At 68.4% G+C, this 13,626-nt stretch carries 11 protein-coding genes and 4 pseudogenes; 9 read left to right on the top strand and 6 right to left on the bottom strand.

Translation table 11 applies throughout. From position 1 onward, the window contains the following. Window positions 1–35: 35 nt before the first annotated feature. Window positions 36–800, bottom strand: a complete 765-nt coding sequence (locus tag G6N07_RS16125) for an SGNH/GDSL hydrolase family protein (RefSeq protein WP_179959995.1) — start codon at window positions 798–800, stop codon at window positions 36–38. A gap of 214 nt (window positions 801–1,014) precedes the next feature. Between G6N07_RS16125 and G6N07_RS16120 the strand changes: the two genes are divergently transcribed. Further along, a complete protein-coding gene (locus G6N07_RS16120) occupies window positions 1,015–2,037 on the top strand; it encodes a glycerophosphodiester phosphodiesterase (protein ID WP_085188588.1) in 1,023 nt (340 codons plus the stop codon). A 179-nt stretch (window positions 2,038–2,216) separates the two neighbouring features. Here the strand turns inward: G6N07_RS16120 and G6N07_RS16115 are convergent. Further along, window positions 2,217–3,426 (bottom strand): annotated as a pseudogene (locus G6N07_RS16115) (MFS transporter). Between the two features lie 92 nt (window positions 3,427–3,518). On the opposite strand from G6N07_RS16115, the gene G6N07_RS16110 reads away from it, so the two are divergent. Beyond that, on the top strand, window positions 3,519–3,842 hold the full coding sequence (locus G6N07_RS16110; protein WP_085188411.1) for an ArsR/SmtB family transcription factor: 324 nt from the start codon (window positions 3,519–3,521) through the stop codon (window positions 3,840–3,842). On the opposite strand, the gene G6N07_RS16105 is transcribed toward G6N07_RS16110, so the two are convergent. Further along, window positions 3,835–4,593: a LamB/YcsF family protein gene (locus G6N07_RS16105; protein WP_085188413.1), complete on the bottom strand. Its 759-nt coding sequence runs from the start codon at window positions 4,591–4,593 to the stop codon at window positions 3,835–3,837. The genes G6N07_RS16110 and G6N07_RS16105 overlap by 8 nt on opposite strands. A gap of 294 nt (window positions 4,594–4,887) precedes the next feature. On the opposite strand from G6N07_RS16105, the pseudogene G6N07_RS16100 reads away from it, so the two are divergent. Continuing rightward, window positions 4,888–5,294 (top strand): annotated as a pseudogene (locus G6N07_RS16100) (metal ABC transporter permease). On the opposite strand, the gene G6N07_RS16095 reads toward G6N07_RS16100, so the two are convergent. Beyond that, window positions 5,274–5,960, bottom strand: coding sequence for a GAF and ANTAR domain-containing protein (locus G6N07_RS16095; protein WP_163784232.1), 687 nt, complete (start codon window positions 5,958–5,960; stop codon window positions 5,274–5,276). The pseudogene G6N07_RS16100 and the gene G6N07_RS16095 sit on opposite strands and share 21 nt — an antisense overlap. A 489-nt stretch (window positions 5,961–6,449) precedes the next feature. On the opposite strand from G6N07_RS16095, the gene G6N07_RS16090 reads away from it, so the two are divergent. Together G6N07_RS16090 and G6N07_RS16085 are read left to right on the top strand one after the other, a co-directional pair. Continuing rightward, complete coding sequence (locus G6N07_RS16090; protein WP_244949073.1) at window positions 6,450–8,900, top strand: cation-translocating P-type ATPase; 2,451 nt, start codon at window positions 6,450–6,452, stop codon at window positions 8,898–8,900. Window positions 8,901–8,933: 33 nt separating this feature from the next. Continuing rightward, window positions 8,934–9,257, top strand: coding sequence for a hypothetical protein (locus G6N07_RS16085; protein ID WP_235849563.1), 324 nt, complete (start codon window positions 8,934–8,936; stop codon window positions 9,255–9,257). Here the strand turns inward: G6N07_RS16085 and G6N07_RS20525 are convergent. Both G6N07_RS20525 and bluB read right to left on the bottom strand, forming a co-directional pair. Next, a pseudogene (locus tag G6N07_RS20525) lies at window positions 9,254–9,511 on the bottom strand (pyridoxamine 5'-phosphate oxidase family protein); the annotation flags it as partial. The gene G6N07_RS16085 and the pseudogene G6N07_RS20525 sit on opposite strands and share 4 nt — an antisense overlap. Before the next feature lie 239 nt (window positions 9,512–9,750). Beyond that, entirely contained in the window at window positions 9,751–10,395 is a 645-nt protein-coding gene (bluB, locus tag G6N07_RS16075) for a 5,6-dimethylbenzimidazole synthase (protein ID WP_179959994.1), read from the bottom strand. 31 nt (window positions 10,396–10,426) lie between these two features. Here bluB and G6N07_RS16070 point away from each other — a divergent pair. From G6N07_RS16070 to G6N07_RS16055, 4 genes and pseudogenes are all read left to right on the top strand, one after another. Next, window positions 10,427–10,923, top strand: a pseudogene (locus G6N07_RS16070) (sulfurtransferase); the annotation flags it as partial. 122 nt (window positions 10,924–11,045) lie between these two features. Further along, window positions 11,046–11,993 carry a metal ABC transporter solute-binding protein, Zn/Mn family gene (locus G6N07_RS16065; protein ID WP_085188590.1) on the top strand — a complete coding sequence of 316 codons (948 nt, stop codon included), beginning with the start codon at window positions 11,046–11,048 and terminating at the stop codon, window positions 11,991–11,993. Then, window positions 11,980–12,753 (top strand): metal ABC transporter ATP-binding protein, encoded by a 774-nt coding sequence (locus tag G6N07_RS16060; RefSeq protein WP_085188421.1) that lies wholly within the window; start codon window positions 11,980–11,982, stop codon window positions 12,751–12,753. Before G6N07_RS16065 ends, G6N07_RS16060 begins: the two co-directional genes overlap by 14 nt. Next, window positions 12,750–13,616 (top strand): metal ABC transporter permease, encoded by an 867-nt coding sequence (locus G6N07_RS16055; protein ID WP_085188423.1) that lies wholly within the window; start codon window positions 12,750–12,752, stop codon window positions 13,614–13,616. The genes G6N07_RS16060 and G6N07_RS16055 overlap by 4 nt, the downstream gene beginning before the upstream one ends. Window positions 13,617–13,626: the final 10 nt, after the last annotated feature.

Here is a 13,626-nt window from a genome sequence, read left to right as displayed (position 1 = left end):
GAACGATTCGACAATGGCGGGTGAACGGGTTTCGGTCACAGCACTTTGGTGAGCGTGCTGGACTTCGGCGCCACGCCGGCTCCGGGGGTGATGCGCCGCAGCCGCCGGACCGCCCACGGCGCCGCGAACGAGGCCGCCCAGCGCAGGTTCTCCGTCACCGTGGCCGGCCTCGTGGGCGTGGCGAGGTATCTCGCCGACGGCACGGTCCGCCCGTCCGCCGTCGACAGGGTGTCGAAGACGCGCGCCGCCATCACCTCGTGGCCCAGCGTCGACAGGTGCACGCGATCGTGGTCCCAGAGCCGCGAATCGCGGAACTCGTCGAACCGCCAGAAGTCGATCAGCCCGATCCCGAGGTCGTCGGTGATAGTGCGCAGCAGCTCGTTGTAGATCGCGGCCCGTCCGCGCAATCCGCGGAACAATGGCTTGGGGCCGAGATCGGGGGCGGTGAAGGCCAGTATGACGGCGCCGGTCTGCTGCAACGACTTCAACCCTTCCGCATAGGTCGCCATCATCGCGTCGACGTCGAGGCTCAGCGCCATCAGGTCGTTCATGCCCGCGTAGATCGAGACCAGATCCGGCTCCATCAGGGCGGCGGCCGGCACCTGGTCGGTCATGATGTCCGCCATGACGCGGCCGCGCACGGCCAGGTTGGCGTACCTGAAGTCGGCATTGTCCGCTGCGAGCCGGGCGGCGAGTACGTCGGCCCACCCACGCACCCCATTCGGACTGCCCGGGTGTGGGTCGCCGATGCCCTCGGTGAAGGAATCCCCCAGCGCGACGAATCTGCTGAACGGCACCACAGTGTGATTGTCCTGAGGATCGACTCGGCGCGCTCGCTGCAGCGTCGGAGCAGTGGGTGAATACAGCGGATCAGAAGGTGAACAGTTGTCGAACAGCCCGCAGCCCGAACACCGATGCAGCTTCCTTTCCGACAGCCGAACATTCGATGACGAATCGATCCGCGGCGCCGCGCACCCGTGCCGGTGGCTGACTCGCTCGCTAACCTCGACGATCATGCGCCGCGCCGCCTCCCTGCTCATGCTGGCCACCGTGCTGGGATCGCTGCACACCGCGCCGCCCGTCGCTGCCGACCCCGTGGCGTTCGACCTGCAGTCGCACCGCGGCGGGCGCGGCGAGACCACCGAGGAGTCGCTCCGCGCCTTCGCCAAGTCCCTCGAACTCGGCGTCAGCACACTCGAACTCGACGTTGTGATCACCGCGGACCGTCAGCCCCTGGTCTGGCACGACCCCCGCATCGAGCCGACGAAGTGCAGCGACACCGGGCCGGTGTTTCCGGACGATCCCCGCTACCCCTACGTCGGCGAGCTGGTGCACGGCCTCACGCTGGCCCAGATCCGCACCCTCGACTGCGGCAAGCGGCTCGCCGACTACCCCGCCGCCGAGGTGGTGGCGGGAAACAGGATCGCCGTGCTGCCGGAAGTGTTCGACCTCGTCAGTGCGTACGGCGCCGATTCCGTCCGGTTCAACATCGAGACCAAGGTCGAAGCCGACAAACCGGAGCAGTCCGCGAGCCCGCAGGAGTTCGTCGACGTCATCCTGGCCGCCGTGCGGCAGGCCGGCATGCTGGACCGCGTCGAGATCCAGAGCTTCGACTGGCGGACCCTGCCGCTGGTGCGGCAGTCGGCACCGTCGGTGCCGCTCGTGGCGCTGTGGGACGACAGCACCTGGGTACCCGGCTCGCCCTGGCTGGCGGGGGTGGACCCGGCCGTGGTGGGCGACCCGATCGAAGGCGCCGTATCGGTCGGTGCGGCCATCCTGTCCCCGGGTTACTCGGTGCCCTATGGCCAGACGCCGTCCGCCCCGGGATTCCGGCTGGTCGCCGACCGCGCTTTCGTCGACCGTGCCCATGCGCGGGGCCTGCGGGTGATTCCGTGGACGATCAACGATGCCGACGCCATGCGCGCCCAGATCGCGGCCGGCGCGGACGGCATCATCACCGACTACCCGACACGGCTGCGCACGGTCATGGCCCAGCTCGGGATGCCGTTGCCGCAGGCGTACACGCGGCTGCGCTGAGTCGTCAGCGCCACGGATCGGCGCGCTGCCAGAGCGGCGGCGGACGTGATGTCTGCGCTGCAACGGCTTCCACGCGACTCGGGTCCGGTGCGGGTGCGCACCAGCGGCAGGTGGCCGTGGCGACCCGCAATGTCAGGGAGATGGCGTTGCTGCCGTTCATCGACATGCGGTAGCGGTCATTAGGCGTCTCTCGTAGCGCGTCCGGCACTGCGGATGCCAGCGACCGCTGCGCCGAGACAGGCCGTGGCGACCACGACGGCGAACCACGGAAACACCACCACGAGTTCCCATGTCGTCGCGGCCCAGCCGGCCAGCAGCGTGGGCACCGCCATCGCCGTGTACGCGGAGAGGTAGAAGGCCGACATGGTCTCGCCCCGCCTGCCCGCCGGGACGACGTCCGACAGGTGGCGCAACGAACCGCCGAATCCGAGCCCGAACGTCGCGCCGAGGAGGGCGGCCGCCACGAAGACCAACGGCCACTGATGGCTCAGCAGCACCGGGATGGTGAGCAATAGTGAAACGGCCATGCCGATGTCACCGACGATCGCGGCCCGGCGGGGGGGGCACGCGCGTGGCTGCGAGTTGGGCGAGTGCCGCGGCCAACGCCGTGGTTCCGACGACCGCGCCGCCGAAGACGAGGTTGTCGATGTGGGTCTGGCGCGCCGCCAGCGAGGGGTACAGCGACAGCAGCACGCCCAGGACCGACCAAGATGCCATGGCGCCCAGCGCGGAGAACCAGAAGTCACTGCTGATCTGTGGGGGCACTGCCGGTCTGGCGATGCGGATACGCCCCCGCGTGCGTACGGTATGCGGTTCACGAAGCGCAAGCAGCCCGGCGCCGACGAGGACGCATACAACCGCGACGACTGCATACGGTGTGCGCAGCGGATGTGGGGCGTACTGGGCCAGCAGCGCCGACCCGAGGATCGCGACCGTCATCCCGATGTTGAAGCTCACGCCGCTGAGCTGCCCGGAGCGCACGCCGTGGTGGGGGCGCAGATCCAACAGTGCGGCGGCGCCCGCGACGACGATCGAGCCGACCGCGGCGCCGTGGATGGCCCGCGCGAGCAGCAGCAGGGCCATGTTGTCGGCGACGAGGAACACGCCGAGCCCGACCACCAGGGCCGCCAGCGCGACGACGAGCACCGGCTTGCGACCGACGACGTCGGAGATCCTGCCGGACACCAGCACCGCGCCGAGTGCAGCGACCGCGTACACCGCGAAGATGATCGTGGTGGCCAGCGGGGAGAGGTGCCAGTTTGCCTCGTAGATGCCGTAGAGCGGTGCGGGTAGCCCCGACACCCCGAGCGCGACGCCGCTCAGCACGAGCAGCAGAGGGTAGGCCCAGCGCTGCGTATCGTCGTCGATCGGACGGTCGAACGCCACCATCGCGGTCACCTTCCGGTTTGACGGACATCGAACCCGGTCGAGAGTACGCTCGGTTCGAGAATCATCAAACTTGCGTGGTGAAGGACACTCCCATGGTGGACGGCACGGCGACCGCCGGTCCGGTCGGATCGGTTCAGCGGGTGCTGGGTGCGCTCCACGACCCGGTGCGTCTCGAGGTCGTCAGGCGGCTGCACAACGCGGGCACGCCCCTGCAGTGCGGTGCGCTTTACGACGGCATCAACAAATCGACGGCCACCCACCATTTCAAGATTCTGCGTGAGGCCGGAGTGACGGAGCGGCTGGTGCTTGACGGCCTGACCTACCAGCGTCTGCGCCGCGATGAACTCGAGGCCGCCATCCCCGGATTACTCGACAGCGTCGTACGGGGCGCGAACAAGCAGGCCGGCGTCAGCTGAACGGTGCGAGGGTGACACCCTCGGCCGTCAACCGGTCGCGCACGGCGGTGGCGATCTGTACCGCTCCGGGCGAATCTCCGTGCACACACACCGAATCCACGGAAACGTCGACCGTCGATCCGTCGATCGCGGTGACGCGGCCGGCGGTCACCATCGAGATGACGCGCTCGGCGATTTCGTCGACGTCGTGCAGCACGGCACCGGTTTCGCCCCGAGACACCAGTTGGCCGTCCGGCCGGTACGCCCGGTCGGCGAAGGCCTCGGCCACGGTCTGCAGGCCCATGTCTCGCGCTTCGGCGAAGAACGCCGAACCGGGCAGCCCCAACACCGGCAGGCGGGAGTCGACCGCGTGGACCGCGGCGGCCACCGCGCGGCCCTGACTGCGGTTCGTGACGATCGTGTTGTACAGCGCCCCGTGGGATTTGACATACGAAACCGCCGATCCCGCGGCGGTGGCCAGCGCCGACAGCGCACCGATCTGGTACATCACATCGGCGGCCAGATCCTCGGGGGTGACGTCGATGAACCGCCTGCCGAAGCCGGCGAGGTCGCGGTAGCTGACTTGGGCGCCGATCCGCACACCGCGGTCGGCGGCCGCTCTGCACACCCGGGCGAGTCCCGCCGGGTCGCCGGCGTGGAAGCCGCAGGCGACGTTGGCCGAGGTGACGATCTCGAGCATCGCGTCGTCGTCGCCGAGAGTCCACACGCCGAAACCCTCGCCGAGATCCGCGTTGAGGTCGACGGACAGCACGCGACCAGCCTAGTGCGGCGCTGCGCCGCCCAGCGTAATTCGATGGTCCGCCGCGAGCGGTCACCGGCCTTCGGTCGCCGTAGCAGGCCGAGCCGGCGCCCCCGGCCGATCATGACGGCTTCGGCGGCGGTGATCGGGAATGTGTCGGTCACCTGGTGCGCTGCACCGCGAACGCGATGTCGTCCACGCGCACGTCAGCCCGACTGGAGCCGCAGCGCCCACAAGCACACCGAGCAGGGTTGACTTGCCCGAACCGTTCGCGCCGACCAGTGCCGTCACCGCGCGCCCGGTGTGATGGACAGCGTCACGCCGTCGAACACCGGTGTCGAGGCGGACGCGGTCCTGCGGGCCTTGGTGGCCGGTGTGATCGCCGCATGCCTGTGCGCGATGGTGGGATCCTGGGTGCTGCTGCGCGGCAGCGTCTTCCTGGGTGAGGCGATGACGCATGGGATGCTGCCGGAGGGGCGCTGGCGGCGCTGCTCGGCGTCAGCCTGATGGCCGGCGGGCTGGTCGCCGCGCTGGTGATGGCAATCGGCGTGGCGGTGATCGGGCGTTCGTCCAAGCTCACGTCGGACACCAGTATGGGACTGCTGTTGATGGGCATGCTGGCGCTCGGCGCGATCATCGTGTCACGCTCGCAGAGCTTCGCGGTCGACCTCACCGCGTTCGACGTGCACGCCCTAGCGAACCTTGGTCGCTAGTTCGGTGGCGATCTCGACAAGTCGTCTGTTGGATTCCTGGGACAACTTCTTGAGCAGTTCGAAGGCTTGTAGCGAGTCGACGTCAAACCGTTCCATGATCATGCCTTTGGCTTGTCCAATGATGTCCCTGCTGGCCAGCGCGGAGCGGAAGTGCAGTTCCTTGTCCTCCACAATTAGGGCGATCGCGGCCTGCGTGGCCAGCATGGCTCCTAGTGTTTCGGCTTCGGCGGTGAACACATCGCGTTTGCGGCCGAAGAGATTTAACGCGCCCCTCCGGGCATCGTGGGTGTAAAGCCGGAATGACAGGATGCTGTGCACGCCGGCGGTGACCGCTGATTTGGCGAATCGGGGCCAGCGTTGATCCTCGCTGAGGTCGTTGCTGATGCTGACCACATCGTCGATAGCCGCATCTAGGCATGGGCCTTCGCGGAAGCGTTGTTGGGCAGCATCGAGTTGGATAGCGATCTGGTCGGTGGCTGCAATCGACCTAAAGTTGTCGGGTCCAGAGATCAGTAGGATGTCCGCGCAATCCACGCCCCCGATCAGGTCGACCGCGGCGCTGGTCACCCGGTGAAGGATGGCGGCGATATTGGGGGACCCGGAGAATTCCGCGGTCAGTTCAGACATCGCGACGCGCAGTGTGTCGGCGTATTGGTGGTCATCCAAAGCGAATTCCCTCTGCTCGGCGGGCGAAGCCAAACGAGTCGCTGGCCACCCGCGGAGTGGGTGTTGGACTGTCCGGACCACAGCGTGCATCGCACGGCATGATGCCGTTTCAGGGTCGATGGTAACGGGTCGATGGTAACGGCCAGGGGTCGCTCGGCGCTCTCATCGTGGTGGGCGGTAGCGGCATCCCGTCGGCGAAACGGTCAAGATGAGAATCGCCGCGAGGCTTAGGGATCTACCCCGGGGATCTCGGCCTTCAGTTCGTACTTGTCATCCTGTCATCTTGTCATCATGTTGTTGCACATCGACATTGCGCATGATCGCTCCCAGCGAGTTCGGTAACTGCGACATCCATATCCGACCACCACCGGAGCGGCGCCCGATAGGGACTGAAGTCCTCCCGATGGGGGCCGTTCGTCCGGCGATGTGCACCGCATCGCCTGCTTAGGTGAGATTTGCCGACCGAGGCGAGGTCGGGCGGCGCAACTCGTGCATTTCTTCGCGTTGCTGTTTTGGTCGGCCAGCGGGCTGGCGTTCGTGGCTGGGCTCCCGCAGCTGGGTGTCGCGATCCTGATCGTGGTGGTACTCAATGGACTTTTCGCCTTCGCTCAAGAAGAGCGGGCGCAGCACGCCGCCGAGGGGCTGCGCGACATGCTTCCGCGGCAGGTGACCGTGGTGAGGGATGGGCTGAGGCGGCCCGTCACGGCGGACGATCTGGTGGTCGGCGACGTCGTGGTGCTCGCCGAAGGCGACAGGATATCGGCCGATGCCACCGTCCTCGACGCTGTGGCGCTGGCGGTGGACACCTCGGCGTTGACGGGGGAGAGTGTGCCCGAGCATCCCCGCCCCGGTGATCAGCTGCACGCCGGCTGCTTCGTCGTGGAGGGGGAGGCGCGCGCCGTCGTCACCCGCACCGGGGGTCGCACCAGGTTGGCCCAGCTCGCCGACCTCACCTCCGAGCACGGGCGCATGCCGACACCTCTGCGTCGGGAACTCTCCCGCGTCTCCCGTGTCATCGCGCTGGTCGCCATGGCGGTCGGGGCCGCGTTCTTCGCCGTTGCCCTGTTCGTCGGCATGCCTCCCTCGGCAGGATTCCTGTTCGCCGTCGGGGTGACCGTCGCAGTGGTCCCGGAGGGCCTGCTTCCCACGGTCACGTTGTCTTTGGCCATGGGGGCGCAGCGGATGGCGCGACGACATGCGCTGGTTCGCCACCTCGAGGCGGTGCAGACGTTGGGTTCGACCACCGTCATCTGCACCGACAAGACGGGGACGTTGACCAGGAACGAGATGTCGGTCGTCGAGGCGTGGACGCCCGTCGGCTCGGCCACCGTCGTCGGTGAAGGTTATCAACCGAACGGCACCGTGGATTGTGCGCCCGGGACCCTTGCGGCGCTTGGGGAAATGGCGTCGGTGGCGCGCCGGTGCTCTTCGGGGCGCATCGAGCTCTGCGACGGTGTCTGGCTGCCCCGCGGCGACCCCATGGAGGCGGCTCTGGACGCCTTCGCCCGGCGGGTCGGCGCCGTCGGGTCACCGGTCGACACCGACCATGAACAGTGCCGGTTCCCGTTCGACGCGCGACGGCGGCGGATGTCGGTCGTCGTCGGCCGGCGGGTGCTGGTCAAAGGGGCGCCCGACGCGGTTCTTGCGCTGTGCCGCAACACCGCTGGTGCCGACGACGCGCTGCAGCGCCTGACCGGGCGCGGACTGCGGGTGCTGGCGGTGGCGATGCGCGACCTCCGCGCAGACGAACCCCTTCCCGCTTCTGCGGAGGCCGCGGAGCAGGGTCTCGATTTGGTCGGCATGGTGGCGCTCCACGATCCGCCGCGTCCTGGTGTCGAGTCGGTGATAGCGACTTGCCGGCGCGCCGGCATCCGCGTCGCGATGATCACCGGTGACCACCCGGGAACCGCGGAGGCGATCGCCCGGGAGATCGGGCTGATCGGTGACGGGCCGGTGCTTCTCGGCGCTGAGCTGCCGCACGGCCTCGACGAGCTTGGTCGCCTGCTCGACCGGGACGGGGTCGTGGTGGCGCGGGTGGACCCCGAGACCAAATTGGACATCGCGCGGGCCCTGCAACGCCGAGGTCACATCGTCGCGATGACGGGCGACGGTGTCAACGACGCACCGGCGTTGCGCGAGGCCGCGATCGGGGTCGCGATGGGCAGGTCCGGTACCGATGTCGCGCGGGAAGCCGCTGACGTCGTGCTGCTCGACGACAACTTCGAGACGATCGTCGCGGCTATCGAACAGGGTCGGTCGACATTCACCAACATTCGCCGGTTCCTGACCTACCACCTCGCGGACAACGTCGCCGAACTCGCGCCGTTCATCGTGTGGGCGTTGAGCGCCGGTCACTTCCCCCTGGCGATCGGTGTGCTGCAGGTGCTCGCCCTCGACATCGGCACCGACGTGTTCCCCGCCCTGGCGCTGGGCGCCGAGCCACCCGACAGGCGGACCCTGGACAAACCTGCGGTGCGGGGCCACCTACTGGACCGTTCCGTGGTGATTCGTGCCTTCGGTGTCCTGGGGCCCGTCGAGGCCGCCGTCGCGCTCCTCGCCTTCCTCGCGACCTTCGTCGCGGACGGATGGCGCCCGGGTGATCAGTTCCCCGGTGGACAACCCCTTGTGACCGCGTCGGGCGCGGCGTTCGCCGCAATCGTGCTCGGTCAGGTGGCGAATGCGTTCGCGTGCCGCAGCGCCACCCGACCGGCGTGGGCGGTGTCGGTGCGGACGAACCGGCTGCTGGTGGCGGCGATCGCCGCCGAGTTGGCCGTCCTGGTGATCCTGCTCTACGTTCCCCCGGTCGCACGCCTGCTCGGGCAGGCCGGTCCGTCGGTCGCCGGCTTCACCGTCGCGCTCTGCGCCATACCGGCGGTCGTCGTCGTGGATGCGGCGTACAAACGGCTACGGCGGCAACGGCAAAGGAACTACCGGCCCTAGTCGCGCTTGGTGTGACCGGGCAGGCTGGAACGCATGTTGGAGCACGGTATCGAGATGCGGGTCGCCGAACTCGTGGAGGGAAAGACCGTCGTGCTGTTCGCCGAACCGCCGGGAGTGCCCTGGACTGCGGTGTGGTCGTTCCATCTGATGCCCCGCGGGGCCGACCGCTGCCAGTTCCTGATCAGATCCCGGCTCGGACTGCGGCACCCCGGCGAGGTCATGCTCGCCGAACTGTTCGGGCCGCCGAGGGCAATGCTCACCCGCGGCATACTGCTCGGCATCAAGCGCCGTGGGGAGAGCCCCCGCCAGGCGGAGGCGGCCGCGGCGGCGAGTGCAGAGGTGCACCACGTCGGTTAGCGCACTATCCCGGCGCCGAAGACGAACCGTCGTCCGGTGACGCCCAGCGGGCGAATCCGGACATAGTGCTGCTTGACCGTCGAGGTCCACGGAAGCAATTGCGCGCGTTCGGCTTCGGCCAGTTCGTCGGCATCGTGCAGGATCCGGGCCACACCCTTGACCACGACGCTCCAGCCTTCGGCGACGTTGTGGTCATCGGGCTCGAAAAGCACATTGTGGTTGATCGCCGTACTCACCAGCTTGGTGCCTTCTGCCCACGAGCTGCTGGCCGAGCCCGGCCAGCTCGACGCTGGCTGCTCGGCCGTGACGGCGTCGAACGGCTGTGGTGGCGCCGCGATGGCCCTCGCGGCATAGCGGACCCGCCGGGCCTGTTCGGCCGCACGCAGGTCGGCCCGCACCCGGCGTCGAAGACCTCGATCTTGTGCGTCCACCCCGCTCGAGCAGACACCCAACGAGCTCAGCGGAGCCGTCGGACACCACCACTGAGCGACGCTCATTCCCAACGGTTTTCCGTGACGAATTCGGCCACCGGGCGTCCGAACGCCCACTGGTCGAGTTCGAGCACAGGGCGGTCGGGGAATTGGGGCACCGGTCCCAGGCAGATCACCGCCACGGGGTCTGCGCCGTCCGGCATCTCGAGCAGGCCCGCGAGTCTGCGTGGGTCGAAGATGGACACCCAGCCCATGCCGATGCCTTCGGTCCGCGCAGCCAGCCACATGTTCTGAATGGCGCAAGCCACTGAGGCGAGATCCATTTGCGGCAGTGTGCGCCTGCCGAACACATGGACACTTCGTCCGTCGCGCAGGGCCACCACGAACAGCTCAGCGCAGTCCAGGATGCCCTCCACTTTGAGCGCGAGGAAATCGTCACCGCGGTCACCCAGCGCCGCGGCGGTGTGCTGGCGCTCCTCGTCGACCAGGCCATGGATGTCGCGGCGCAACTGCGTGTCGGTGATGCGGATGAACCGCCACGGCTGCATCAGGCCGACACTGGGTGCGGCATGCGCGGCGGCCAGAATTCGCGACAGCACATCCTCGGGTACCTGCTCATCAGGCACGAACCGCCGCATATCGCGACGCTCGGTGATCGCCCGGTAGACGGCGCGGCGCTCGTCGCCGCTGAACGCGTGGTCGGTCACACCGGTCAGCCTAAGATGCGACGATCGAGGCGTGACACGTGGCGACATCCTGATCACCTCAGCGGAACTCGAGCGACGCCTCGGCGAAGGCCAGCGAACCACCGTGCTCGACGTGCGATGGCAGCTCACCCGGCCCGACGGCCGCGCTACCTATGGAGAGGGGCACCTGCCCGGCGCCGTCTACGTCTCGCTCGAAGACGAGCTGTCCGACCACACGGTGCCTGGGCCGGGACGCCGCCCGCTGCCCACGGGCGCCGCGGTGCAAGCCGCCGCGCGCCGGTGGGGAATCAGCGAGGGTGTACTCACGGTGGTGTAGGAGGACTGGAACCGAGCCGGATCGGCGCGCGCATGGTGGGTGCTCACGGCTGCCGGCCTCGCGGACGTGCGCATCCTCGACGGTGGGCTGGCGGCCTGGAAGGCGAGCGGGTACGCGCTCAAGACGGCAACGCCACCTCGCCGTACGGTGACGTCAACATCCGCCATGACGGCCTCTACCGGGGCGTGTTGCCCACCCTGACCGCGGACGAGGCACGGTGAGTGTCGCTAGAAGCAATGCAAACGGTTATCATTATCGGATGATGATCAACGCCCGGCGCGGCACCGGTTCCTACCTCCTGGCCGCCGGCTTTGCGGTGCTCATCCCTCTGGCCATGACCGCCTGCTCTGGAGGCGACGATGCGGCGGCGCCGAGCACACAGGCACCCGGCGACTGCCCGACGGAGCCGGTGTCGGTGGTGGTGAGCGTCGACCAGTGGGGTGGCATCGTCTCCCAACTCGGGGGAGACTGCGCTGAGGTCACCACCGTTCTGGCCAGCTCCGCGGTCGACCCGCATGACTTCGAACCCGCACCCAAGGACGCGGCGCTCTTCGAGAGCGCTCAACTGGTCGTGGTCAACGGCGGTCACTACGACGAATGGGCCACCAAACTCGCGGCGAGTTCGGCGGCGGCCGCTCCGGTCGTGAACGCGCTCGAGGTCAGCGCCTCCGACGACCATGCACATGAAGGTGAAGATCCTGCGCCCGGGGGCGAGGAGCCCGCCGGCGAGGGCGACGACCATGCCGGCGAGGCGAACCCGCACGCCTGGTACAACCCCGCCGCGGTGACGGCCGTCGCTGACGCGGTCACCGCCGAACTCCGAATACTCGCGCCGGAGGCCGCCGGCTACTTCGACGGACGCGGGACCCAATTCGGAGACGCTCTCGCGCCCTACCACCGGGTCATCGAATCCATCAAGGCCACTGCCGCAGGCAAGACCTACGCCGCGACCGAGAGCGTGTTCGACGACATGGCTGCCGCCGTCGGGCTGGTGAACCGTACCCCGGAGGGCTATCAGGTCACCTCCGCGAACGAGACCGATCCCTCACCCGCTGACCTCGACGCCTTCCTACGGCTGCTGAATGGCCGAGGGGTCGACGTCCTCATCTATAACGTCCAGACAGAAGGTTCTGTGCCGCAACGGATCCGCGCCGCTGCCGAACAGGCTGGGGTACCGGTCGTCGAGGTGACCGAATCCGTGCCGCCCGGCGCTTCCTCGTTCCAGTCCTGGCAGGTGGACCAACTGTCCACGCTGGCCGAGGCGCTCGGTGTCGGCGGGTGATCCGGCGCTGACGTTCCGTGACGTCAGCGTGGTCCGGGGGCGTCGCACCGTCTGGTCGGAGGCCGACTTCGACGTCCCCGCGGGCGGTGTCGTCGCAGTCATCGGCAACAACGGGGCAGGCAAGACCACCCTGCTGCAGGTGGTGCTCGGCCTGCTACCGCCGTCGGCCGGTCGTGTCGAGGTGTTCGGCAGACCGCCCGGGGCGCTCAACGGTCAGATCGGTTATGTCCCGCAGAACTACGGATCGAACGCCGGGGAGGCCGTCCGCGCCCGGGATGCCGTCATGCTCGGCCTCAACGGGCACCGGTGGGGGCTGGGCCGGGCGTCGCGGCAGGACCGCGAGCGCGTCGCTACAGTGCTGGCCGCAGTCGACGCGACGGAGATCGCCGACCGGCGGCTCTCCCAACTGTCGGGCGGGCAGCGTCAGCGAATCGCACTCGCCGAGGCACTGGTCGGCCGCCCCAAGATGCTCATCCTCGACGAACCGCTGGCTGCGCTCGATATGCGCAGCCAGCACGAACTCGTCGCGCTGGTGAAGAGGGTCAACGAAGACTTCGGCGTCACCGTGCTGGTCGTCGCGCACGATCTGAACCCGCTGCTGCCCATCCTGACCGGAGCGATCTACCTGCTCGACGGACATCCGCACTACGACGCTCTCGACGGGGTGGTCGACGAGAAACTGCTCACCCACCTTTACGGTGCGGCCGTCGAAGTGGTGCGCACCCCGAAGGGCGACCTCTATGTGCGGAGGAGCTCATGACCACGACCGCGTTGGCGCTGAGTTACCAGGAGAACTGGTGGCAGATCCTGACGTCGGCGTTCATGCGAAACGCACTTCTCGGCGGCACCATCGTCGCGTTGGCCGCCGGGCTGATCGGCTACTTCGTCGTCGTGCGCAACACCGCGTTCGCCGCGCACGCGCTCGCCCACATCGGCCTGCCCGGCGCGACGGGCGCGGTGCTTCTCGGGCTCCCGGTCGCTCTGGGCCTCGGGGCGTTCTGCATCGGCGGTGCCCTGGTGATCGGCGCGCTGGGCCGGCGGGCGGCCGACCGAGAGGTCGCGACCGGAACGGTATTGGCGATGGCGACCGGCCTCGGATTGCTGTTCAACTCTCTGGCGACGCGCAACTCCAGCACGATGACCAACGTGCTGTTCGGAAACCTACTGGCCATCACCGGAGAGCAGATCGTGTCGTTCGCGGTGCTGCTCGGTGTGCTGTCGGCGGGTATCGGCGTGATCTACCGGCCGCTGTTGTTCGCCTCCGTGAACGCTCAGGTGGCCGATGCCAAGGGCGTACCGGTGCGCGGCCTTTCGGTGGTGTTCATGGTGCTGCTCGGCCTCACGGTGACAATGGCCGTGCAGGCGGTCGGGACACTGCTGCTGTTCGCGTTGGTCGTGACGCCCGCGGCGGCGGCGATCATGTTGACTGCCAGGCCGGCGGCGGCGATCGCGCTGTCGACGGCGATCAACCTGGTCGCGGTGTGGGTGGGTCTTGCGTTGTCGGCCATGTTCAACGCTCCGCCGAGTTTCGTCATCGTCACGATCGCGTGCGGCGTCTGGGCCGCGGTGTGGACTGTCGAACGCGTATTGCGGTCGTCGGCCGACCGCGTGCTGGTGACCTGACGACGGGCGC

Origin of the sequence: Mycolicibacterium doricum, from assembly GCF_010728155.1 — a bacterium.
Taxonomy (GTDB): Bacteria; Actinomycetota; Actinomycetes; order Mycobacteriales; family Mycobacteriaceae; genus Mycobacterium; species Mycobacterium doricum.
This window is presented reverse-complemented; position numbering and strand designations above follow the sequence as displayed.